This window comes from Bacillus sp. F19 (assembly GCA_023823795.1).
Classification (GTDB): Bacteria; Bacillota; Bacilli; order Bacillales; family Bacillaceae; genus Bacillus_P.
This window is the reverse complement of the sequence record CP085710.1, coordinates 1,584,290-1,607,389: the sequence shown is the minus strand read 5'-3', so window position 1 is coordinate 1,607,389 and position 23,100 is coordinate 1,584,290. Positions and strand designations below refer to the sequence as shown.

Genomic DNA, 23,100 nt, shown 5'->3' with positions numbered 1-23,100 from the left:
GGAGGTCTCATCATGTTTACTGCTCTTTTCTCGTCCGTCGAATCCGGACTGATTTACGCTATTATGGCGCTCGGTGTCTATCTTTCATTTCGAATTTTAGATTTTCCTGATTTAACTGTGGACGGCAGCTTTGTAACGGGAGCTGCCGTATGTGCAGCAATGATCGTAAACGGTATTAATCCATTTATCGCTACGCTCGCGGCCCTGCTTGCAGGGTTTGCAGCGGGCTGTCTGACGGGTATCCTTCACACAAAAGGAAACATCAACCCGCTGCTTTCCGGTATTTTAATGATGATTGCCCTGTATTCAATCAATCTGCGGATCATGGGACAGTCAAACGTCCCTCTTCTTCAAGAAAGCACAGTCTTTACTGCCTTGCTTGATGGTTGGAACCAGCTTGGTATTGATTCTTTTATGCAATCATTCTTTCTTTCTATCGGTCTTGAAAACTTTATTCCAAAAACATGGTCCATTCTTATTTCAATGCTGATCCTTATTTCATTTATCAAGTTAATCTTGGATTATTTCCTGAAAACAGAAGTCGGCATCGCCATTCGTGCAGTCGGCGATAACGAAAAGATGATTGCAAGCTTTTCAGCTAATACCGACATGATGAAGATTATTGGTCTTGGCCTGTCAAACGCTCTTGTAGCTTTTTCAGGAGCATTTATTGCTCAGTATTCCGGATTCAGCGATGTCGGAATGGGAATCGGAATGATCATTATCGGTCTTGCATCCGTGATTATCGGTGAAGCGCTTGTTGGAACGAAAACCATTATCCGGGCAACACTCGCAGTCATAGTTGGTGCGATTGTGTACAGGATGATTATTGCACTCGCCCTTAGAGCCGATTTCCTTGAAACGGGAGACATGAAAATGATCACCGCATGTATCGTCATTGCAGCGCTTGTCGTTCCGCAGGCGTTTACCAAGCAGAAACGGAAAAAAGGCGGCTTGAGAAAGAGTGGTGTCAAAATTGCTTGAATTAAAACAGATTGAAAAAGTGTTTAATGAAGGTTCACCAGATGAAAAAAAGGCTTTAAACGGCCTTTCTCTTTCTCTTCAAAAAGGAGACTTTGTTACTGTCATCGGCAGCAACGGTGCTGGAAAATCGACTCTTTTGAACGTCATTTCCGGGAGAATCTTTCCTGATGAAGGCGATGTAGCCATAAACGGAAAAACCGTCAGCTTTGTCCGCGAGCATAAACGCGCGAAGTATATCGGGCGTGTTTTTCAGGATCCTATGGCCGGGACTTCTCCAGCTTTGACCATTGAAGAAAACTTGGCCATTGCTTACTCACGCGTGAAAAAAAGGTCACTCAGGCCCGGTGTTACCTCCAAACGAAGAGAATACTTTAAAGATCAGCTTGCATCACTTGGCCTGCGGCTTGAAGACAGACTGTCCGCAAAAGTAGGTTTGCTGTCTGGCGGAGAAAGGCAGGCCCTCTCCCTGCTGATGGCGACGTTTACAAATCCTGATATTCTTCTCTTGGATGAACATACAGCTGCTCTTGATCCGGCACGTGCTGAGCTGATTACGCTGCTCACTAAAAAACTTGTCACAAACGGCAGTCTGACTACCTTGATGATTACTCACAATATGCAGCAGGCAGTCGATCTCGGCAATCGCCTGATCATGATGGACAGCGGCCGCATCATCTTTGAAGCAGAAGGCGAGCAGAAGAAAAAACTGACCGTAACAGCTCTCTTAAATGAGTTTGGAAAAATAAAAGGAAATGGATCTCTTTCTGATAAAGTGATGCTAAGTTAGAAAAGCGGAGGCGTCTCGGTCAGCGCAGACATGGCAGAAAAGGATTAGACAGAAAGGTCCTGCATTGTCTTTTTTGACGGATCCGTTCTGACCAAGGAGCTAGACATTCATGCTAAAACACCTTGTACTTACCATCATTCTAGTCATTTCAGGATTAGCTTTTTCTCTTTAGTGGTAAATGCTTACTAAAGACACTAAAGGAGTTGGATTAAGATGGAACAAGAAAAACGCACTTATTTTGTCGATATTGTAAGCGGAGAAATCCTTGAAAACCCGGTCGAATCCAGTCCAAGCTTTAAAATTTTTGCGAATCAATCCGAACTGAATGATTTGAAGTCATATTACAGCGAAAGCAGTGCTGCGGATTACCAAACGTTTCAGCGCGCACAGTTTCCGTTTCGCGAATACCATCATGACGCCGAAAATAAGGCTTATGATGATTCAATGAGAAAGATTTATGCCATGATCTACACGCTAGGAGACGCGGAAGCAAGACGCATATTGAAGAGCACGGCATTTTAAAAGACAATCATGCCAACAATCCGGATGAAGTGGAAAATTTCAAATAATCAAAAAGTCTATTGCTCGGAAGCAATGGACCTTTTCTTTGTTCAGCTGATCGCTTAAAGCTGTTCATATAACCTTTCAATCTGCTTTTCTTTTTCTTCCTTCAGTCTGTTCAGCTCCATCAGCTTCGCAAGATCTGTCAGCGAAAGCATCTGTTCTTCGAGCCGGAATAATTCGTTTTCATGCTGTTCAATCTGAATTTCAATTTCTGCCGTCCCTGCACCCTGCTTAATATCGTTTGATTTTTTCACCACAAGCTTTGTAACTTCCTTTGAAGACACCTCTTTTTCAGACAGGAGCCCCTTCATCTTTTCCCGTGCCCATGAGTAATTACCATCAAATGAATGAAGCCGTTTTTCATAAAGCCAGAACGTTTTTGTGAAAAGTTTGTTCAGAAAGTACCTGTCATGGGAAACAGCGAGGATGGTCCCGTCAAAATGTTCAATTGCATCCTCAAGCACTTCCCTTGAATCAATGTCCAAATGATTGGTCGGTTCATCCAGAATGAGAAAATTAAGATCCTTCTGCATCAGCTTAGCAAGCTGGATTCTCATTCTTTCTCCCCCGCTTGTGTTTTTCATTTTTTTAAAGACAGCAGACCCGTAAAATAAGAATTTTGCTAATATATGGCGGGCATCGTCTTCTGAGACAGACAAATCCTCCCTGAAATAATCGATGATCGAAACTTCTGCATCTGTGAGAAAAAACTGCTGGGAGAGGTACCCTATTTTCACGCTGCTGCCAATCCGCACTCCTGCATCATCAGGCTCATACTCTTCCATGACCAGTTTCAGCAGCGTGGACTTGCCGGAACCGTTTTCTCCGACAATTGCCGCCCTGTCCTTATAGGAAAGCTGCATGCTGACATTTTCAAACACCTGTCTTCTTCCAAAAGTTTTTGTTACGTTTTCAAAGGTCAGAACTTTTTTACCGCTTCGGTCAGATCCTTCAAAATGGAGATCCATTTTCCTGTGATTCAAAATGGGCTTTTTTAATTTCTCCATCCGCTCAAGTGCACGCTCCATATTCCGTGCACGTTTGTGCAGTCCCTCATTTGGAGGATTTGCCTGATTTGCCCATTCTCTCAGTCTTTTGATGGCTTCTCTCATTTTCTTCATTTTCTTTTGCTGATCCTGATAAGCCTGAAATTCAGCCATCAGCCTCTTCTGTTTTTCCGAAATGAAGCCAGAATAATTGTGATGGTAAACTGTGACCTCTCCATCTTCTAGGTCGATGATTTTTGCAGCTGCTTCATCTAAAAATGCACGGTCATGTGAAATGACAACAACCGTACCCTTGTATTCTTTTAAAAAGCCTTCAAGCCACTCTACAGCAGCAATATCAAGGTGATTAGTCGGCTCATCGAGTAAGAGGATCTGGGGTGCCTGAAGCAGCATTAGACCAAGGGACACCTTTGTTTTCTCTCCGCCGCTGATCGTGTCAAAATCCGAGTTCAGAAGAGGCTGCAGCTGCAGCCCGTTTGCAACGGCGCTGATTTTAGCATCCATCTCGTATCCGCCCCGATTTTCATATGTTTCCTGGCAAATGCCATATCGTGCAAGGGCTTTTTCCAATTTATCAGGATCCTTTGTTCCAGACATCTCCATTTCAAGCTGTGCAAGCTCGTTCGATAAAAGATTTAACTCGGCAAAAGCTTGTCTCAGAACCTCGTCAACCGTTGTTCCGGCGGGGAACATCGGAATTTGGGCGAGATATCCGACCTTCATCCCTTTTCTGATTGAAATCGTTCCTGCGTCAGGCTGCTCGATTCCTGACAGACATTTAAACAATGTTGTTTTTCCCGTCCCGTTTCGTCCTACAAATCCGATTTTTTCATTTTCATTTATTTCAAAGGATAAATTTTCAAAAATAAGCTGGCTTCCATATGATTTTGCTAATTGATGAACAGAACATATTGTCATGAGTGACATCTCCTTTTATTAGAAAAGCGGAATCGCCCGTTTAGCTTTAGGCTCGCAGAAAAGTCCGATTTTGACCTTTTTGGCGAAGCCATTCTGACAGAGGAATTGGGCGATTCCTCTCGCCATCGATGCGCAAACCTTATACTTTCTTAAAACTTAAAAAAGACCAGAAAGAAGCAGTTTCCTGCTTATCCTGGTCAATCGAAAAGCGGAACCGCCTTGCCAAGCTCCGATGATAGATTAGGATCCGACAGAAAAGTCCTGTTTTGACTTTTTTGCGAATCTGTTCTGACAGAGCAGTCAGGCGGTGCAGCTAGCAATAATGACATAAAAAAACGGAGAGCTAATAAGCTCTCCGCATCACTTTTGATTGAATGGATAAGAGAATCATCTTAACGTTTGAATGTGTCTATGCAATTAATGAAAAAGGGCATACGTATCCCGTTGATCATAATTGCATGAAAAATTGCACGACATAAATAAAGGTATGACAACTCTTTACCGTGCGACACTTTCAAACTCATCATCTCTTATCCACCTCCGTTCCTTAAGTTACTTCAAGTATAACCGATGACTGTCAAAATTATCAATCAATTATTTCATATACATTTATTTGTATTTTATGGAAATCATAAAATGGAACTTTCATCATCAGATATTTAAAGGAAAAAGTTTACTCTTCATAAATACAGGATAAATTTTAAATAAAGGAGGGGTTCATTTGAAGAATCAGAATTCAAAGCTGCCTAAATTTCCAGATCCTTACTGGAGAGATTCTGCCAAGCTGCCATCATATGCGAAGCTCTCAAAAAATTTGAATGTAGATGTGGCGATTGTTGGCGGAGGAATCACCGGAATTACTTCTGCCTATTTACTTTCAAAAGAGGGATTGTCGGTAGCATTGGTCGATTCAGACGTTGTGTTAAACGGGACAACCGGCCATACAACTGCAAAAATAACCGTACAGCATGATATTATTTATGATGAACTTATTCAGCACTTTGGCGCTGATGGAGCCAAACATTATTACGAAGCAAATAAAAGCGGTCTCGACTTTATTCGTAAAATGGTTGATGAAAAGAAGATTGACTGCGGCTTCTCTGATGAAGACGCGATTCTTTATGCCGTTTCAGATGACTCACTAAAAAAACTGCTTAAAGAAAAAGAAGCTTATGATACTCTTGGTATTCCATATGAATATACAGATGCCATTCCGCTTGAGATTGAGATCCAGGGCGCACTGATCGTAAAAAATCAAGCTCAGTTCCATCCGCTGAACTACTTACATAGCCTGCTTGAAGAAATGTCACAGAGTGGTGTTCAAATTTTTGAAAACACAGCGATTATCGATGTAAAGGGAACAGAAGATGAACCGAAGCTGATTTCAAACCAAGGTTTTGAAATCACTTGTCAGTACGTCATTTCTGCTTCACATTTCCCTTTTTATGATGGGAATGGATTTTATTTTGCGAGAATGTATGCCGATCGTTCCTATGTACTTAGCGCGAAAACGAAGAAGCCCTATCCGGGAGGAATGTATTTAAGCGTAGATGAACCTAAACGCTCTCTCCGTTCGGCTGCAAGCGGCGGAGAGGAACACGTCCTCATTGGCGGAGAAGGTCACAAAGCAGGGCAAGTGAATGATACACATAAGCTTTATGAAAAGCTGGAAACGTTTGGCGAAGAAGTTTTCGGCTTAAGTAACATCACACATAGATGGTCAGCACAGGATTTATTCACTCTTGATAAAGTGCCGTACATCGGAAATCTTTCTTCAAGTCACAAAAACATCTTTACAGCAACGGGATTTCATAAATGGGGCATGACAAACGGAACCTTTGCAGCCCTTATGCTGAAAGACCTGATCGTAAAAAAAGAATCCCGCTACCTTGATCTCTTTACACCTTCCCGCTTCCAATCCGACCCGAGTGTAAAAGAGTTTCTGAAACAAAATGCGGACGTAGCCAAGCATTTAATCTCAGGCAAGCTCAAGCGTCCATCTAAAAAAACTGAAGATCTTAAAGTAAATGAAGGCTGCGCCGTCATGTTCAAGGGTAAAAAAGCCGGCGCTTATAAAGATGAGCATGGCGTGCTTCATCTCGTTGATACGACATGCACTCATTTAGGCTGCGAAGTAGGATGGAACAGCGGCGACCGATCATGGGACTGCCCATGCCACGGCTCCAGGTTTTCTTACACCGGAGAAGTGATTGAGGGTCCTGCCGATAAGCCGCTCAAAGTGCTGGATCCAGAATCAGAATAGAATGAAAAAGGACAAGAGCGATTTCTTGTCCTTTTTTAAGCTGCACTTAAACTTTTTTAACAAATTCAGATTTTAACTGCATCGCACCAAAACCGTCGATTTTGCAGTCAATATCATGATCTCCATCTACTAAACGGATGCTCTTTACTTTTGTTCCTATTTTTATAACCGATGAGCTTCCTTTTACTTTGAGGTCTTTGATGACGGTAACAGAATCACCATCATTTAAGATGTTTCCGTTCGCATCTTTAACATACTTTTGATCTTCAATACTTTCAGCTTCCGCATCTGCTGTCCACTCATGAGCACATTCCGGGCAGACAAAAAGACTTCCATCTTCATAAGTATAAGCTGATTGACACTTGGGGCAATTCGGCAAATCGTGCATGTTTTTCCCTCCAATTTTCATCCATAAAAAAAGACTCCCGGCACGGGAGTCCTTTCGTTCAATTACTTTTGAACGTTAGCTGCTTGTGGTCCACGAGCGCCTTCAACGATTTCGAAAGTAACTGTTTGGCCTTCTTCTAAGCTTTTGAAGCCTTCGCCTTGAATAGCAGAGAAATGTACGAATACGTCTTCTTGACCTTCTGCTTCGATGAAACCGAAGCCTTTTTCTGCGTTAAACCATTTAACTTTACCTTGTAACATGTGTGTATCCTCCTCGTGCGTTATCCGCACAATTGTATTACTATCCCTGCTCTAGATAATATTCTTCAAGACGAATGCCTTTTTAATCATATTACGAACAAAAATAATTACTCTTAGTATAGCAAATTGGGCCTCTGGCCGCAACCGTTTCTCATATTTTTTTAGACTGCTGTCCAATCTTTTCAGGTAACTTCAAAATGTGTCGCTTTTCTTACAATTTGGCAATCTGCTGTCCATTCACTCTCTAAACATATTAAGATGGAAGTTCTAATTAAATGAAAGATTGCAGGTGTAGACCATTTTATATTATCGGACGCTTAGGAATCATGAGCAGAAGCCATGGGTTACGTTTATTCACGGAGCCGGCGGCAGTTCTGCCATATGGTACAAACAAATACGTGAATTTAAAAACCATTTTAATATCCTGCTGATTGATCTGCGGGGTCACGGCAAATCAGAAAAAGGACTGTGGAAAAAAGGGGATGATTTTACTGAGATTGCTCAGGAAGTCATCGATGTTCACGATCACCTCAAAATCAGCTCTTCCCATTTTGCAGGTATTTCTCTTGGAACGATTGTTATCCAGTCAGTTGCGAGGCTTAGGCCTGATCTGCTTTCTTCTATGCTATTAGGAGGAGCCGTCACTAAGCTGAATGCTTTTACCCGCTTTTTGCTCATTCTCGGCAACCTGGGGAAACGAATATTGCCGTACATGTGGCTGTATGCTTTCTTTGCCTGGATCATCATGCCTTACTCCAATCATAAAGAAGCGCGGTCAATGTTTATCTCTCAAGCACAGAAAATGTGCCAGAAGGAATTCATTCAGTGGTTCTCACTGACACGATATGTGAATCCTTATTTAATGGAACTTCAGAAGGATTTCCACGAGATTCCGACACTCTTTGTGATGGGTGATGAAGATCACTTATTTTTGTCAGCCGTTAAGGAAATTGAAGCTTCACATAAAGAAGTCAAAGCCATTTACATAAAAAATTCAGGCCACGTTTGCAATATCGACCAGCCTGAGCAATTTAATGCAGTTGCAATTCAGTTTATAAAGGAAAAGAATTCATTAAAGCTTGTTATATAAAAAAAGCTTGGACTAAATAAGTCCGAGCGTTTTTTTTTAGCAATCCATCCAAATGCAGATTCTCTGTACTTTCCTTAGAAGGGACAATTATCTTCTCTTTGGGGAATGATTTCCTCTACTTTTTATCTTTATCGAAAAAATTCTGTATCGCCTGTTTCAATTTCCCTTCAGCCTGTTTTATAGAAACTGCAGCCTGTTCTTGTGAAGATTGAGTGACAGTCATAAAGATTGCTTCTTTTAAATTGCAGTGTGTTTGATGCATGGCAGATTCAGCTGCCTCAGCTTCAATTCCCGTCAAATCCATTAATATATTTTCAGCCCGTTTTTTCAGCTTCAAATTAATGAGTTTCATATCCACCATTTCATTTTGATACACTTTTCCGAGCCGGATCATGACGGCAGTAGATATCATATTAAGCGCTATTTTCTGGGCTGTGCCTGCCTTTAGTCTTGTGGAACCTCTAATGACTTCAGGACCCGTTGAAAGTTCAACTGACACATCACTTATTTTGGAAACGTCCGTATGTTTATTGTTGCTGATCGAAATTGCACATCCTCCGACTTCTTTTGCATAAGACAGACCGCTTTTAACAAAGGGTGTGGATCCGCTGGCCGTAAGTCCAATTACACAATCAGAAGCGTTTAACTGATAGGATTGGAGGTCATTTCGAATAACGCTTACATCATCTTCCGTCTCTTCAAGCGGCTTCCACATCGCTTCATTTCCGCCTGATACAATGGCAGTCCATCTGCCGGTTTTTACTGAAAAGGTTGGACCAAGCTCTACAGCATCAAGCATGCCGACTCTGCCGCTGGTTCCCGCTCCTATTACAAAGACTCTGCCTCCCTCATTCCATCGCTTCACGACTGCATCAACAGCTTTGGCGATTTGCGGCAGTGCTTCATTTACTGCCGCAGTAATTGCTGAATCTTCTTTGTGCATCATTTCCACAATCTGAAGGGAATCCATTTCATCTATAAGTGAAGTTCTCTCATTTCTCTCTTCTGTTGGTTTACGCACCATTATAATCGCTCCATATCAATCGTGAATTTATAGCGATCTGCGCGATAGACGGACCTGACGACCTCAAACGGTTTGTTTGTATCGAGCGTGGTTCGGCGTTCAATCAGCAGTACTGGTGCGCCTTCAGCAACTTCCAGCATCTCAGCCTCCGTTTTTCTGGCAAAGGAGGCTTCCAGCACTTGTCTTCCATGCTGTATCTTTAATCCAAGCTTATTTTCTACATAATCATAAATGGAGTTCACAGCTATTTCCTTCGTTAGACCTTGGGCAAGTTCTTTTGATATATAAAGCATTTCATACGCCATTGGAAGCTGATCAGCAAGCCTTACACGTTTTAGTTCAAAGAGGGGAGCTCCCGCTTCAACCTCAAGCTTGGCAGCAAGATCATGACTGGCTTCAACTTCAGTAAAACTGATGACGCGTGTGCTCGGTTCAAGTCCTCTTGAACGCATATCTTCTGAAAAGCTGGTTAAGCCCTGAAGAGGCTGCTCTATTTTTTGATGGGCAACGAAGGTCCCTTTTCCACGCTGCCGGTATAAATAGCCGTCATTCACCAGATTTGAAAGAGCCTGTCTCACCGTCATCCTGCTTATTCCATACTTTTCAGCATATTCTCTTTCTGAAGGAATCATTTCACCAGGCATTAATTCTAGTTGTTGAATGGCTTCTTTTATTCCCTCTTCAAGCTGATAATAAATTGGGAGCGGAGAATTCTTTTGAATCATTTGGCAAACATCTTCCTTTCATCTTGATGCAATTTTGACAATGCTTCTTGATCGGCAATAATGATTGTATCCGGATGATTTCTTAAAATTGTTGCCGGTATGGAGCTTGTAACATCTGAATGAAACAGATCATATAAAATAGATGATTTTTTCAATCCTGAAGCGAGAAGCAGCACTTTTTTGCTTTTCATAATTGAAGCGATCCCCATTGTTACAGCATGAGTTGGCACATCTTCAATTGAATCAAAGTAGCGAGCATTTGCCTGACGGGTTGACTGTTCCAACGCAACTAAATGAGTATTCGATTCAAAAGAACTTCCCGGTTCGTTAAATCCGATGTGCCCATTTTGACCGATGCCAAGAAGCTGAAGATCAATTCCGCCTAATTCCTCAATTTCCCGATCATATTTCTTGCATTCCGCTTCCATATCATGTGCTTCCCCGTTTGGAAGAAAGGTTTGAGAAGAAGGTATATTGACCTCATCAAAAAAGTGTTTCTTCATATATGCATGATAGCTGTTTTCATCTTGTTTTGATAAGCCTGCATATTCATCGAGATTGAACGTTTTAATATGCTGATAGGTTGTTTTGTTTTGCTGATGATCCAAAATCAGCTGCTTATAGGTGCCAAGTACCGTCCCGCCAGTTGCCAAACCAAGCACAGAATCCGGTTTTGACTTGATTTGAGCCAATATAACCTCAGCAGCAAGCATACTCATTTCGTGATAATCTTTTGCTTCAATTAGCTTCATTGTTCAACACTTCCTGTAAAAGAGATTTTGCCTCTGCAAAACGTCATCAGCACTTCATAATTTTCATCGAGTATAACGATGTCAGCATCTTTTCCGATTGATAAACTGCCTTTGCGGTCATAAACACCGATTTGTTTAGCAGGATTAACGGATGACATTTTAACAATCTCTTCAAGTGAACAGCCTGAATAATTCATCATGTTCACTGCAGCATCTCTAAACGTCAAAATACTTCCTGCAAGAGTTCCATTAGCAAGCGTTGCCCTGTCCGCATCAACCGTTACTTCTTGCCCGCCAAGGTCATATTTGCCTGCTCCAAGACCTTTAGCTCTCATCGCATCTGTAATTAATATAGTTCCCTCACTGCCTTTAACTTTATAAGCAAATTTCACCATTTCAGGGGCAATGTGAATACCATCCACAATCATTTCTGTTTTTACTTCATCCATCATAAGCACAGTACCCGCTACGCCTGGTTCCCTGTGGTGAATGCCTCTCATACCATTGAAAAGATGTGTGGCGTGCTTCACGCCGCTTTCGACAGCCTTTTCAACTTCTGAATAGACGGCATCACTATGGCCAATTGAGGCCGTTATGCCAGCAGATGTTAAATGACGGGCCAGTTCATATCCATTCTTGCGTTCTGGTGCAAGTGTGACCAGCTTAATATAATCTTCTGCTTCTTCCAGCCAATTATCAAAAAGTTCGCATGATGGTTCAATGATATTGCCTGGAGCCTGGGCACCTGCACGTTTTGGATTCAGAAAAGGACCTTCTAAGTGAATACCAAGCACTTCTGCTCCTTCATTATTTTCACGTTTTATATAATCAGCTGCATTCTTCAGGGCATCCGTAATCTGGCCACGATCTGCAGTCATCGTTGTTGCGAGATAACTCGTTGTCCCTTCTTTCGGAAGAGCTCTGCTCATCGTTAAAATCGCTTCTTTTGTCGCATCCATCACATCTGCACCATCTGCACCGTGGATATGAATGTCAATAAAACCTGGCAAAATGAAAGCACTGCCTCTAAGATTAATCACCTTATCATCAGTTTTAGGTTCAGGCATTTCAGCTAAGTATCCGGCTTCAGTAATTTTATCGTTTTCAATGAGGATAAAACCGTTCTGGTAAACGACTTCACCTGTAAATAATTTCGCGTTTGTTATATAGGTTTTCGGCATGGTTACAACTCCTTGCATCTATTCTCAGACTTACTATAACACCCATCCAACTAGTTGTCTATACCAGTATCCCGAGATTACTTTGAAGAAATGAATTGGAAGATAAAACTCCCTCCTATGATGTAAGCGAGCAATTGTCATTGGAGGGAGTTAATCTTTATAAATAATTACACATTAACTAATAACTTTATTGAATAAACTGTAGTTTAATAATCTATTCTCAATCATTTTCTTATTTTTTCTATTTCATCAGCTACGAACTGTACTTGTGTTCCCACAATTACTTGAATGCTGTTTTTTCCGACAATATTAATTCCCGGTACACCCGTACCTTTAATCTTTTTCTGATCTACCGCATCCATATCTTTCACTTCAATTCTTAAGCGAGTCACGCAGTTGTCAACAGACGTTACATTGGCGTCTCCGCCTAGGCCATCATAGATCTTGGCAGCCATTACTGCAAATTTAGAGCCTTCTGCGGGAGATTGATCACTGCTTGCTGTACCTTCTTCAAGCATTTCATCTGTATCTTCTTCTCTTCCAGGCGTTGCCAAATTGAATTTTATAATTAAGAATCTGAATAATACATAATAAATGACCGCTACCACAAGTCCTTGCAGAAGCAACATATAAGGCTGATTAGCTAACGGTAATCTTGAACTTAATACAAAGTCAACAAACCCTGCACTAAAACCAAATCCTGCTGTCCAATGGAAAAATGCTGCAACAGCTAATGAAAGACCTGTTAAGGCTGCATGAACCACATAAAGTGCCGGAGCTAAAAACATGAATGAAAATTCAAGCGGTTCTGTTACCCCAGTAAAGAATGAAGCAAAACCTGCCGCTAACATCAGCGATGCCGCCTGTTTTTTTCTTTTCGTTTTTGCAGTATGATACATTGCTAATGCTGCGGCTGGTAATCCAAACATCATAATTGGGAAGAATCCAGCTTGATACATTCCTGTAATTCCCTTTGTTCCAGTTCCTGCCCAGAAATTACCAATATCGTTAATTCCAGCGACATCAAACCAGAACACTGAGTTTAAAGCATGATGTAACCCGGTAGGAATTAAAATTCTATTGAAGAAACCATATAATCCTGCCCCAATAAACCCTAACTTACTGATCCATGTTCCAAAATCTACTAATCCATTAAAGATTACAGGCCATGCGAAGAACAATACTACTGAAACCAGCAACATAGAAACAGCTGTCATGATTGGAACTAAACGTTTTCCACTAAAGAAAGATAATGCAGCCGGCAATTGTACATGACTAAAACGATTGTACATAATGGATGCTACGATCCCTGAAAGAATCCCAACAAATTGATTTCCGATTTTTGCAAAAGCCGCGTTGACATTTTCCGGGTCAACCCCTTGAAGCATCGCTACTGAGTTTGTTGAAAGCAGCGTTGTGATAACCAAGTAAGCCACCAAACCACTCATAGCGGCAGAACCATCTTTTTCTTTTGACATTCCAAGTGCTACTCCAACTGCAAAAAGAATCGCCATATTGTCAATGATAGAAGATCCGGCTTTAATTAAAAATGCTGCGATCGGATTCCCTGCTCCCCAGCCTGCAGGATCGATCCAATAACCGATTCCCATCAGAATCGCCGCAGCCGGTAATACTGCTACAGGCAGCATCAATGAACGGCCGATTTTCTGTAGATATTTCATCATTTTACATTCCTCCAAAATAAAGTATAGGATAATAAAGGATTTAGAACTTGATGAAGACGACTCCTTGTATTCGTTTTCAATTTCACTATACCACGGATTCAACTAGTTATCTATACCAGTTAATCTGTTTTTTTTTTACAATTCAAACCATTTTTGAGCACCAATCAAATGTTATATGTAAAATATGCTTAATTCTTGAAATGATACTACACGTCGATAAAGTCACATCAGGAATTGCAGATGAAAAGAGCTAGGGAGGACCTATCCAAGCAATTCCGAGACTTTACACCTTTATTCCGAGACTTTTGAATTTAATTCCGAGACTTTTGAATTTAATTCCCATACTTTTCGAAATAATTCCGTAAAATTGTGAACTCCCGCAAAATCTGTAAACAAAAAAACAGCACCCTCTCCAATAGGGTGCTGCATTCTCTTACTCACCTCTCTTCTTTTTTAGATCAACGCCGATGGCAGCGCCATTTCTGCTTGAGTCGGCTACTCCTTTAAATATTCCTTTTTCGTTATCAATCAGGATGCTTTGCACGTTGCCAATGACAACAGGGCTTGTCCCAAACCGGTGACCCATTTGATTTAAACGAGCAATGAGGTTTGAAGAAATACCGTTTTCAAACCGATACGAATTCAGATTGTTCGTATAGATTCTAGGTTCTTCAACTGCTGCTTTTAGTTCCATATCATATTCGATGGTGTGAAGAATCGTTTGAAGCACGGATGTGATAATCGTTGGTCCTCCAGGAGATCCGACTGTTAAAACAGGTTTATCATCTTCAAACACAATGGTCGGAGTCATGCTGCTAAGGGGGCGTTTATTCGGCTGAACTTCATTGGCTCCGCCCGGAACAGCGTCAAAGTCAGTGAGTTCATTGTTCAGCATTAAACCGTATCCTGGAACCATTATGCCGCTTCCAAAAACCTGCTCAATGGTTGTTGTATAAGAGACGACATTTCCCCATTTATCTGTCACGCTGAAGTGAGTCGTTTCCCCGTACTGCCTATCATTTGGCTGCACCGTTTGTTCATAGTCTGCAGTACCTTCTTCGTACTTCCACGGATCTCCCGCTTGAGGATTTGGATTAACTGTATTTAGACTGATCAGCTGCTGTCTTTCAGCAATGTAATCCGGATGGAGCAGTCCATCTACTGGTACATTTACAAATTCAGGATCGCCAGCATAGACTGCCCGGTCAGCATAGGCAAGATGCATGGCCTCTGCAAGCAAATGATATTTCTCAGCCGAACGCACGTCGTATTGAGATAAATTGAAATCATCAAGGATCTTCAGCATCTGCAGCAAGAAAACTCCGCCGGAGCTTGGCGGCGGCATGCTGGCAATTTCATACCCCTGATACTCGCCCCAAATTGGTTCATCAATGGTGACATCATACCGCTTCAAATCATCCGGCGTCATGGATCCTCCAAAATCCTGTACGGTGAAAGCCAGGGCTTGCCCGATTTCACCTTTGTAGAACGCATCGGTTCCTTTTGAACGAATCAGTTTAAACGTTTTCGCCAAGTCTTTTTGAACAAGCTTGTCCCCTTCTTTTAACGGTGTTCCTTTTGGAAGGAAGACGTCCTTTGCAGCTGTAGCGGATAACGTTTCAGCATTGTCTGAAATCGCTTCTGCTAAAACCGAATCAATTTTAAAACCTTTTTCAGCGAGTTGAATCGAAGGACTGATCAGTTCCTTCATTGATCGAGTCCCCCACATTTCCAGAGCTGTTTCCAATCCCTTCAGCGTCCCTGGCACTCCAACCGCATTTCCCCCTTTGTATCGTTCTGAAAAAGGAATTGGAACTCCGTTTTCATCGAGAAACATATCTGGCGCCGCTCCTGCAGGCGCCCGTTCGCGGCTGTTGATAATCGTTGTTTCTTCTGTTTTGCCGTCATACACCATCATAAACCCGCCGCCGCCAATTCCGGACATCATCGGCTCTGTTACATTCAGCGCATATTGAATCGCAACAGCTGCATCAATGGCATTTCCGCCCTTTTTAAGAACATCAGCTCCAATTTTAGATGCCAGCGGATGGGCCGTTGTCACCATGCCATCCCGTCCAACATCGACCTGACTGTATTCCTCTTTCTTCTCAGGCTTCTTAGCCTCTGTACTGACCGGAAATCCTCCAGCAAGCAAGATCGCAATCAGGAAAATACTCACCCTTCTTTTCATAACCTTCCTCCTCATATGTAGAATCTCCTCTCTACCATACGGAAAAGAAAATAGAGAATCAAGTAATTCGTCTGAATTATCTGAATATTAATTCATTCATCCTATCCTTATTTTTCATGATTTCAATCTATAGGGAATATAGTATGGTATGAAATCTAGATAACAATACCTTCATAAAAAGGTAAAATATGCTAAAATGAATCATAAAAGGAGATTTTATATATGATTTTTCAAGTAAAGAAAAACCCGATTCTTGTTGCCATTGTGCTGTTTCTGATCATCCTGCCATTTTTTCTGCTGTTCCGGTCTGAAACCCTTCCATCCCTGATTATCCCTTTTTTGCTGTCTGCTTTTTTAGCCCACGCATTAATAAAATCCTACTTTGTCATTAAAAACCAAAAATTGATGATCGTGTTCGGATTAATTAAAAAAGAAATACCTATCAGGGATATAAAGGAAATCCGCTATTCAAACAATCCGCTCTCAGCTCCCGCCTGGACGCTGAAAAGGCTTGAAATCATTTTTGCAGCCCCCATCGGATCGAGACCTAATGCATCCACGAGATTTGCACTTGTCTCACTTCCTAAGGACGAAAATGGCTTTTTCAAAGAGCTGACGCAGCAAAATCCCCATCTTTCAACACCTTAAAAAGTGCCGGCACGAATTTCGTTCGGCACTCTATCTTTAATATATACCCAGCCGGTAAAGGGCCTCGCCGTTTTCTACTTTACCTGTATGGATAAAACCCGCTTTTTGATATAGCCTTATTGCCTGAACATTCTCAGGATTGACTCCAAGTAAAAGAAATGGGCTGACATCATAGCGTGATTTCATAAAACTTAGGACAATCTGCAAAGCTGCAAAGCCATACCCTTTTCCTTGATGGGCTTTATCAACCATAAACCGGACCAGCCAGTATACCCCATCATTAGGATCTTTTCCGACCATCGCAAAGCCGATCATTTTATTTTCAGCATAAATGCCCAGCGGCAAAAAAGTGGTTTCAAATCTGGACTCTGCCAGTGAATACAAGTTACTCGCAACAAACCTCTCTTGCTCTTTTAGAACCTTTAGCGATATACACGTTTCCCAATTATGCTTCGTTATGGGATGGAGCTGAATCAGCATGCTGTTCCACCTTCTGTTCCTTATCAAAGTATGTATCTGTTATTCTTAAAATGATCACTCCGCCAATAAAGTAGACCGCTGATGCTATGAAAAATAGGAATATCACCGTAAAGTACTGAGCTAAAAATCCGCCTCCCATGATCGCAGCCGCTGACATAAGCGATGTGAAAAAATGATAATTACCAACTTGTATTCCCCGTTTTTCTTCTGTCGTCCACTGCGTCAACAGCATCTTTTCCCCATGCTTCTGCATCGCGCCAAAGATGCCCATGATCATTTGGCATACATATACTTCTTCAATCGTTCCTATATGAGGGTAATACAAAAGAATCAAAGACATGCCGAACGAGGAAACCGCTAACATCACTTTGTCGCTTACCTTCCCTGACATACGGCCTAAAAGCGGATGAATAAGCGCTGCTGAAAGACCAAATAATCCATACGATATTCCGAACTGAGAAAAAGAGGACCCTACATTTTTTATAAATAAAATATAGAAAGGGAAAATGAAATTACCCGCAAAAAACAGCGTGCTCTGAGCCGCAACAAATCTTCTGAACGAATCATTTTTCATCGCGGCCATACTCCTCATAAAAGTAGTTCATAAAAATTTCCTCTTTGTCATACGTTCGCTTCAGCCCGAAAAACTCATCTGTTCTTGGATATGCACGCTTCATTTGCTCCTTAGTCGGATAAGGCTGATAAGGCAAATAATATGTGCCCCTGAAAGTAAGAGTGACATCAATCATTTTCCGGATCACGTTTCTGGTCTTCTTTATTTCATCATCAGACAACCCCTGATTGATTAATAATACGAAGGCAAACATATCATCTCGGCTGTAGGACATAACAGCGTCTTCATTGTGATCAACGTATCGAATGGTAATATTAAATAAATTCAGCTCTTCCTCTGTTAATGTCTTCCGCAGACTGTCCACATAGTCAGGAAATGCATCAACCGGGACAAAGTATTCCTGAAGAATATCTGTATTCGTTTCATGTTCATACTCCAGAAACTCAGACTCTGACCGCATCACATTATTTCTCGTAATATAGGAATCTTCTTTTTTCACAAAATATGACTTTTGTGCATTCCAAAAAACATTTTTTCCCCAATCGTAGTTTCTTGATAAACCAAGCAGGAATTTCATGAACGCAACATTCTTTTCTTGGCTTAGTTCATCATATTCTGCACGGGCACCCTGATCACCTGCAAGTTCATAGTTCGTTACATACATTTCGCTCAAAAAAGAGTCAGGTGCAGTGGATAATCTGGCAAGATGCATCCGGACATTTTCATTGCCTCCGACTTCCTGTTTAAAATAATCGGCATATTCTTTGTAATCGATTGCTTTTGTTTTCATTACATAGAGCTCATCATCCGTTAAACTGATTTCTGCATCTAAAATCACTCCAAACAGACCGTATCCGCCTATAACAAGCGGGAAAAGCCCGGCATTTTCCGTTCGGCTGACGCGCACAATTTCACCATCGGCGGTAAGCAATCGAAAGGATTGAATGCTGTCAATAAGAGAACCATGGCGGATATCCCGTCCATGCACATTCACGCTCATCGAGCCCCCGACCGTGAATATATTTTGAGATTGCATGACTTTCACTGCAAGGCCATGCGGATTGACAAAGCGCTGAATATCATCCCAGGTCGCCCCGCTTTGGACAGTTATCGTCTTATTCTTTTTATCAAAGTCCAAAATCTTATTGTAGGAAGTCATATCGAGCACAATTGCATCTTTGTAATAGGTATGCCCTCCCTGGCTGTGCTGCTTTCCCGCAATAGAGATTTTCTTATTCGTCTCTATTGCTTCGTTGATTGCTTTTTTGAATGAGTCAATCTCTTTTCCTTTTATGACCTTATCAATTTTTATTGGCATTAAGCCGCTGACATCGGTCATGATTAACGGATCAATCTTATCTTCTTCTGAAGCTGCTTTTAGTGAACATGCAAAAACAATGAGAAATCCGAGAGTGAGGAGCATTAAATATCTCTTTTTCATAGATCCACCACCAAATAGAAAAATGTGTTATTTAGTTACATTTTACACTTAATGGCTATTTTTAACAATACTGTTTTTTATTAACTGCGAGCATATTCCAATGTTTTAATCTCCTAATAAGAAGGAATATACATACTAACACCTACTAAAAGGAGATGTTTTACTTGGATAAGCAGAAATTAAATAAAGAAGTATTAGATATACTGAAGAAGCATAAGGTCGGCACGCTTGCTACTGTAGTGGATAACAAGCCTCACTCCCGTTATATGACGTTTTTCAATGATGAATTAATGCTTTATACACCTACAAATAAAAACACTCATAAAGCAGAAGAAATCGACGAAAATCCAAATGTACATATCCTGATTGGGTATGAAGGCGAAGGATATGGGGATTCATATATCGAGTTTGAAGGCAAGGCAAGCATCAGCGAAGATCAGAAATTAAAGGAAAAGATCTGGAATGATCATATGAAAAACTGGTTTGAAGGTCCGAATGATCCAAATTATATTGTTCTAGCAATCAAGCCGCATAAAATCAGATTAATGAACAGCGAGCACGAGTCACCGCAGATATTAGAAGTATAGGGAATCAGGAACCGGCATCAGTCTGCCGGTTCTTTTTGTGCCGATTTCTTGTTTTCGCACGAGCCTCATGAGAAAATGGATGCAAGAACGAAAACTAGAAGGTGATCAGATGTATTTCGTGGTAGTGGATATTGGCTGTTCTGACTGCGGAGAAGCTTCGAATGTTGTCGGGATTTTCACGGAAGAAACAAAAGCACGGACTGCGCTTGAGCAGTATAAAGTGATAAATAAACTTGATCTATACGGTGACGATCATCAATTTTTAATCTATAAGATTGACGAGCTCAACGCCATTCACAATAACAGCTTTGACCATCTTATTTATGACAGTGAAGAAGAATGAAGGTACGGCACCTTGTTTCATGCGGGTGCCGTCTTTTTCATTAAAATAGTCATTTCTGTAACTCCTTCCAATTCGGGCAATACGGTTGATTCTTCTAATTAAATCTAGTAGAATTGAGAACTGTGTTTTGTGTTCGGATCTTAAAAATGGGAGGAGTCAGGTATGTATAATTCTGTCCTAACACGCAGCGATCAGACATCCTTAGACGCTGAAGAACTTCAGTTTCAGCTCTTTAGAATGCAGGATAATCTGAAGGAAATTGCCAAGCGATGGCAGGTTGTCGGAATCGATCAGACGAAAGAAGATAAATGGGTTGTGGTTTATGCACAAAATGACGGTGATTCATGCAAAGTGATGCTGAATGATTGTGAATCAGCTTATCGGGGCATATGGGATTTTTCCATTCATGCCACATACAATGACGATAAAGCGATCCACATCGGAGATATTAAAGGCCCTGCAAATAAAGGCTACGGATCCATTTGCATGAATTATTTAAAAGAGTTTGCCAAAGATCAAAACATTCCCTACATCACTGGCGACATTGCCAAAAGAGACTGGGATCACGTTGACCGTCTTGTGCATTTTTATGAAAAACACGACTTCAAAGTAAACATTGACTATGATAAGCAAGCAGGCGAAATCGAGTGGAATGATATGTATTGAGAAGCAGATATGATCTGCTTCTTTTTTGTTGGGCTAGAAAATGCGGAGGACGCTATGCCAGCCGAATTTTGATTTTTTACAGCCAAAGCCTTGGCTTCCCTAATTATTGGACACGCTCTACCGTTTTCATTGTTTTTCGCAGTTTTTAATTTTTCTTTCTTCTGAGGCGATCATAGGTTGATCGCCTTTTCTAATGGATTATCTCCATTTGAATACTTTTCAAGAAATTAAACAGGAGTGAGATAATCTAAGCTGCCATCTATTCGATAATACGCTTCATCAAAAGATTCAAAGGTGAACTTCGTTGATAACAATCTCGTTCTTAATGAACGCGTTCAAATTAGGCGATCTAAGTGGAATCCTTTCATGCGAGTTTACAGCACTTAATGTGGACTTCAACACCAGATAAGTGCTTCAAAACCGAATTTGCAGCACTTAATGCGGACTTCAACACCAGATAAGTGCTTCATAACCGAATTTGCAGCACTTAATGTGGGCTCCGACACGAAATAAGTGCTTCATAACCGAATTTGCAGCACTTAATGCGGACTTCAACACCAGATAAGTGCTTCAAAACCGAATTTGCAGCACTTAATGTGGGCTCCGACACGAAATAAGTGCTTCATAACCGAATTTGCAGCACTTAATGCGGACTTCAACACCAGATAAGTGCTTCATAACCGAATTTGCAGCACTTAATGCGGACTTCAACACCAGATAAATGCTTCATAACCGAATTTGCAGCACTTAATGTGGGCTCCGACACGAAATAAGTGCTTCATAACCGAATTTGCAGCACTTAATGCGGACTTCAACACCAGATAAGTGCTTCAAAACCGAATTTGCAGCACTTAATGCGGGCTTCAACACCAGATAAGTGCTTCATGCTGCTTGTCATGAATCTATCCTATCTCCCTCACACCCCTAATTTCAAATTTTTCAAATAATATGATTAGTCTCCTGAAACTTAGGGTATATACAACTAGGGCATTTTTTCCTGTTTACCATAATCGCACTATTTTAAAAAAAGAAAGGAGCCATATCCTTCAATGAGAAAAAAAGCATTACTCTTATTCTCTGCCCTTTTTCTTGTCTGCATGCTTAGCGCCTGCGCAGAAAAAGAGAAATTATCAGATGGCACAGAACTGATTGATAAAGATGAATTTGTGTTCGCGGCTTCAGGTGAGTTCAAGCCATTCAGCTATGTTAAGGATGATATGACGATGACCGGGTTTGATGTTGCGGTCGGCGAAGCGATCGCAAAGGAGCTTGGCCTTCTGCCTGTTCAAAAGCGCATCAAATTTAAAGGCATCGTTGAAGGCGTGAAAACCGGCCGTGCAGATGCAGCAGTTGCAAGCCATACCATCAACGATCAGCGTGCAAAGCATGTTTCTTTTTCCACTCCCTACTACTACTCAGGTCCACAGATTTTCACACGCCCTGACAGTGATATTAAAACAGTAGAAGATTTAGAAGGAAAAGAAGTTGCCGTAGCCAAAGGTTCTACATATGCTGCAACCGCAGAAAAATACACGAAAAACATAAAGATGTACGATAGCGATATTACTGCCCTTAAAGCGCTGAGTACAGGCCGGCATGACGCGGTCATAACTGATTTTGTAACAGGAAAAAGTGCAGCTAAAGGCGGATTTGACATAATCGGACAGCAGCTTATTGAACGAAGCGAGCAGGCCGTTGTCATTCCACAGGATAATCCCCTTCTCTTAAAAAGAGTGAATGAAGCGCTGGAAAAACTCAGACAGGATGGTACCCTTGAGAAAATCAGCATTGACTACTTCGGAGAAGACATTACGACGAAGCCTGAATAACCCACCAATTGCACAGAAAGGATGTTGTTCATTTTGCCTAGTTTTTCACATTTTTTCGATTCGTTAATTGCGAACAGAGGCGTCTTTTTGGATGCGATGCTCATTACCCTGCAGTTAACGGTTGTTTCAATATTAATCGGTATTGTTATCGGCCTCTTTTTTGCCCTATTAAAAATTTCGAAACTAAAAGTCCTTGGCATGATCTCGGATGCTTACATTTATTTAGTTCGCGGGACGCCATTGATTGTACAGATTTTCATCTTGTACTTCGGCTTCAGCGGACTCTTTCTAATTCCTGATTTCTGGGCTGCCTCACTTGCACTTGCTTTTCATAATGGAGCCTATATTGCCGAAATATTTCGCGGAACCATTCAGTCCATTGATAAAGGACAGATGGAAGCAGGCCGCTCTCTTGGCATGACAAGAGGCCTTACAATGAGACGGATCATTATGCCCCAGGCTTTCAGGCGCGCTCTTCCACCGCTTGGAAACCAGATGATTATCGGGCTGAAGGATTCATCACTTGCAGCCTTTATTTCTATAAACGAGCTCTTTAATGTGGCGACCACACTCGGTTCAAATAACTTTGATGAAATGACATTCTTATTAATTGTTGCCGTTTATTACTTAATTTTAGTGGCCATTTTAACACTTATCGTTAATGGTCTTGAAAAGAAAATGTCGATCAGCGACCGCTAAGGAGGTAATGATTT

Annotated in this window: 23 protein-coding genes; 11 read left to right on the top strand and 12 right to left on the bottom strand. The window is 41.3% G+C overall.

Annotated elements, in window-relative coordinates; all coding sequences use genetic code 11:
- Positions 1-12 precede the first annotated feature (12 nt).
- From LIT25_08090 to LIT25_08080, 3 genes are all read left to right on the top strand, one after another.
- Positions 13-984, top strand: a complete 972-nt coding sequence (locus LIT25_08090) for an ABC transporter permease (protein USK35247.1) — start codon at positions 13-15, stop codon at positions 982-984.
- A complete protein-coding gene (locus tag LIT25_08085; protein USK36206.1) occupies positions 977-1,771 on the top strand; it encodes an ABC transporter ATP-binding protein in 795 nt (264 codons plus the stop codon). The genes LIT25_08090 and LIT25_08085 overlap by 8 nt, the downstream gene beginning before the upstream one ends.
- A 213-nt stretch (positions 1,772-1,984) precedes the next feature.
- Positions 1,985-2,293: a hydrolase gene (locus LIT25_08080; GenBank protein USK35246.1), complete on the top strand. Its 309-nt coding sequence runs from the start codon at positions 1,985-1,987 to the stop codon at positions 2,291-2,293.
- Positions 2,294-2,394: 101 nt separating this feature from the next.
- Here the strand turns inward: LIT25_08080 and abc-f are convergent, their stop codons facing one another.
- The gene (abc-f, locus tag LIT25_08075) at positions 2,395-4,260 is read right to left on the bottom strand and encodes an ABC-F type ribosomal protection protein (protein ID USK35245.1); all 1,866 of its coding nucleotides are present in this window, start codon (positions 4,258-4,260) and stop codon (positions 2,395-2,397) included.
- A gap of 721 nt (positions 4,261-4,981) precedes the next feature.
- On the opposite strand from abc-f, the gene LIT25_08070 reads away from it, so the two are divergent.
- Complete coding sequence (locus LIT25_08070) at positions 4,982-6,523, top strand: FAD-dependent oxidoreductase (GenBank protein ID USK35244.1); 1,542 nt, start codon at positions 4,982-4,984, stop codon at positions 6,521-6,523.
- 46 nt (positions 6,524-6,569) lie between these two features.
- Here LIT25_08070 and LIT25_08065 read toward each other — a convergent pair whose 3' ends face one another.
- Together LIT25_08065 and LIT25_08060 are read right to left on the bottom strand one after the other, a co-directional pair.
- The gene (locus LIT25_08065; GenBank protein USK35243.1) at positions 6,570-6,911 is read right to left on the bottom strand and encodes an alkylphosphonate utilization protein; all 342 of its coding nucleotides are present in this window, start codon (positions 6,909-6,911) and stop codon (positions 6,570-6,572) included.
- Positions 6,912-6,973: 62 nt separating this feature from the next.
- Entirely contained in the window at positions 6,974-7,171 is a 198-nt protein-coding gene (locus LIT25_08060) for a cold-shock protein (protein USK35242.1), read from the bottom strand.
- Between the two features lie 298 nt (positions 7,172-7,469).
- Between LIT25_08060 and LIT25_08055 the strand changes: the two genes are divergently transcribed.
- The gene (locus LIT25_08055; GenBank protein ID USK36205.1) at positions 7,470-8,261 is read left to right on the top strand and encodes an alpha/beta hydrolase; all 792 of its coding nucleotides are present in this window, start codon (positions 7,470-7,472) and stop codon (positions 8,259-8,261) included.
- 115 nt (positions 8,262-8,376) lie between these two features.
- On the opposite strand, the gene murQ is transcribed toward LIT25_08055, so the two are convergent.
- The 6 genes from murQ to ggt all read right to left on the bottom strand — a co-directional run bounded on the left by murQ (position 8,377) and on the right by ggt (position 15,819).
- Positions 8,377-9,285: an N-acetylmuramic acid 6-phosphate etherase gene (gene murQ, locus LIT25_08050; GenBank protein ID USK35241.1), complete on the bottom strand. Its 909-nt coding sequence runs from the start codon at positions 9,283-9,285 to the stop codon at positions 8,377-8,379.
- Positions 9,285-10,010, bottom strand: a complete 726-nt coding sequence (locus tag LIT25_08045) for a GntR family transcriptional regulator (GenBank protein ID USK35240.1) — start codon at positions 10,008-10,010, stop codon at positions 9,285-9,287. The genes murQ and LIT25_08045 overlap by 1 nt, the downstream gene beginning before the upstream one ends.
- A complete protein-coding gene (gene nagB / locus LIT25_08040) occupies positions 10,007-10,762 on the bottom strand; it encodes a glucosamine-6-phosphate deaminase (GenBank protein USK35239.1) in 756 nt (251 codons plus the stop codon). Before nagB ends, LIT25_08045 begins: the two co-directional genes overlap by 4 nt.
- A complete protein-coding gene (gene nagA, locus LIT25_08035; GenBank protein ID USK35238.1) occupies positions 10,759-11,943 on the bottom strand; it encodes an N-acetylglucosamine-6-phosphate deacetylase in 1,185 nt (394 codons plus the stop codon). Before nagA ends, nagB begins: the two co-directional genes overlap by 4 nt.
- Before the next feature lie 224 nt (positions 11,944-12,167).
- Positions 12,168-13,628, bottom strand: coding sequence for an N-acetylglucosamine-specific PTS transporter subunit IIBC (gene nagE, locus LIT25_08030; protein USK35237.1), 1,461 nt, complete (start codon positions 13,626-13,628; stop codon positions 12,168-12,170).
- Between the two features lie 433 nt (positions 13,629-14,061).
- Positions 14,062-15,819: a gamma-glutamyltransferase gene (gene ggt / locus LIT25_08025; protein USK35236.1), complete on the bottom strand. Its 1,758-nt coding sequence runs from the start codon at positions 15,817-15,819 to the stop codon at positions 14,062-14,064.
- Positions 15,820-16,041: 222 nt separating this feature from the next.
- Here ggt and LIT25_08020 point away from each other — a divergent pair, with 222 nt between their 5' ends.
- Entirely contained in the window at positions 16,042-16,467 is a 426-nt protein-coding gene (locus tag LIT25_08020) for a PH domain-containing protein (GenBank protein ID USK35235.1), read from the top strand.
- A gap of 36 nt (positions 16,468-16,503) precedes the next feature.
- Here the strand turns inward: LIT25_08020 and LIT25_08015 are convergent, their stop codons facing one another.
- From LIT25_08015 to LIT25_08005, 3 genes are read right to left on the bottom strand one after another with little or no spacing between them, the layout of a single operon-like run.
- Entirely contained in the window at positions 16,504-16,947 is a 444-nt protein-coding gene (locus LIT25_08015) for a GNAT family N-acetyltransferase (protein ID USK35234.1), read from the bottom strand.
- Positions 16,913-17,521 carry an MFS transporter gene (locus tag LIT25_08010; GenBank protein USK35233.1) on the bottom strand — a complete coding sequence of 203 codons (609 nt, stop codon included), beginning with the start codon at positions 17,519-17,521 and terminating at the stop codon, positions 16,913-16,915. Before LIT25_08010 ends, LIT25_08015 begins: the two co-directional genes overlap by 35 nt.
- Complete coding sequence (locus LIT25_08005; GenBank protein USK35232.1) at positions 17,511-18,962, bottom strand: FAD-binding oxidoreductase; 1,452 nt, start codon at positions 18,960-18,962, stop codon at positions 17,511-17,513. Before LIT25_08005 ends, LIT25_08010 begins: the two co-directional genes overlap by 11 nt.
- A 164-nt stretch (positions 18,963-19,126) precedes the next feature.
- Here LIT25_08005 and LIT25_08000 point away from each other — a divergent pair, with 164 nt between their 5' ends.
- The 5 genes from LIT25_08000 (at position 19,127) to LIT25_07980 (ending at position 23,086) form a co-directional block, all read left to right on the top strand.
- On the top strand, positions 19,127-19,549 hold the full coding sequence (locus tag LIT25_08000; protein ID USK35231.1) for a pyridoxamine 5'-phosphate oxidase family protein: 423 nt from the start codon (positions 19,127-19,129) through the stop codon (positions 19,547-19,549).
- Positions 19,550-19,628: 79 nt separating this feature from the next.
- Positions 19,629-19,892, top strand: coding sequence for a hypothetical protein (locus tag LIT25_07995; protein USK35230.1), 264 nt, complete (start codon positions 19,629-19,631; stop codon positions 19,890-19,892).
- Between the two features lie 162 nt (positions 19,893-20,054).
- Positions 20,055-20,558, top strand: coding sequence for a GNAT family N-acetyltransferase (locus LIT25_07990; protein ID USK35229.1), 504 nt, complete (start codon positions 20,055-20,057; stop codon positions 20,556-20,558).
- 1,049 nt (positions 20,559-21,607) lie between these two features.
- A complete protein-coding gene (locus tag LIT25_07985; GenBank protein USK35228.1) occupies positions 21,608-22,387 on the top strand; it encodes a transporter substrate-binding domain-containing protein in 780 nt (259 codons plus the stop codon).
- Positions 22,388-22,420: 33 nt separating this feature from the next.
- Entirely contained in the window at positions 22,421-23,086 is a 666-nt protein-coding gene (locus LIT25_07980) for an amino acid ABC transporter permease (GenBank protein USK35227.1), read from the top strand.
- The last annotated feature ends 14 nt before the right edge of the window (positions 23,087-23,100 follow it).

Coding starts and splice junctions, on each gene's coding strand:
- LIT25_08090 (USK35247.1), top strand. CDS start 13: ATGTTTACTGCTCTTTTCTCGTCCGTCGAATCCGGACTGATTTACGCT.
- LIT25_07990 (USK35229.1), top strand. CDS start 20,055: ATGTATAATTCTGTCCTAACACGCAGCGATCAGACATCCTTAGACGCT.
- murQ (USK35241.1), bottom strand. CDS start 9,285: ATGGTGCGTAAACCAACAGAAGAGAGAAATGAGAGAACTTCACTTATA.
- ggt (USK35236.1), bottom strand. CDS start 15,819: ATGAAAAGAAGGGTGAGTATTTTCCTGATTGCGATCTTGCTTGCTGGA.
- LIT25_07985 (USK35228.1), top strand. CDS start 21,608: ATGAGAAAAAAAGCATTACTCTTATTCTCTGCCCTTTTTCTTGTCTGC.
- LIT25_08005 (USK35232.1), bottom strand. CDS start 18,962: ATGAAAAAGAGATATTTAATGCTCCTCACTCTCGGATTTCTCATTGTT.
- nagA (USK35238.1), bottom strand. CDS start 11,943: ATGCCGAAAACCTATATAACAAACGCGAAATTATTTACAGGTGAAGTC.
- LIT25_08045 (USK35240.1), bottom strand. CDS start 10,010: ATGATTCAAAAGAATTCTCCGCTCCCAATTTATTATCAGCTTGAAGAG.
- LIT25_07995 (USK35230.1), top strand. CDS start 19,629: ATGCAAGAACGAAAACTAGAAGGTGATCAGATGTATTTCGTGGTAGTG.
- nagE (USK35237.1), bottom strand. CDS start 13,628: ATGATGAAATATCTACAGAAAATCGGCCGTTCATTGATGCTGCCTGTA.
- LIT25_08080 (USK35246.1), top strand. CDS start 1,985: ATGGAACAAGAAAAACGCACTTATTTTGTCGATATTGTAAGCGGAGAA.
- nagB (USK35239.1), bottom strand. CDS start 10,762: ATGAAGCTAATTGAAGCAAAAGATTATCACGAAATGAGTATGCTTGCT.
- LIT25_08010 (USK35233.1), bottom strand. CDS start 17,521: ATGAAAAATGATTCGTTCAGAAGATTTGTTGCGGCTCAGAGCACGCTG.
- LIT25_08015 (USK35234.1), bottom strand. CDS start 16,947: ATGCTGATTCAGCTCCATCCCATAACGAAGCATAATTGGGAAACGTGT.
- LIT25_08065 (USK35243.1), bottom strand. CDS start 6,911: ATGCACGATTTGCCGAATTGCCCCAAGTGTCAATCAGCTTATACTTAT.
- abc-f (USK35245.1), bottom strand. CDS start 4,260: ATGACAATATGTTCTGTTCATCAATTAGCAAAATCATATGGAAGCCAG.
- LIT25_08060 (USK35242.1), bottom strand. CDS start 7,171: ATGTTACAAGGTAAAGTTAAATGGTTTAACGCAGAAAAAGGCTTCGGT.
- LIT25_08020 (USK35235.1), top strand. CDS start 16,042: ATGATTTTTCAAGTAAAGAAAAACCCGATTCTTGTTGCCATTGTGCTG.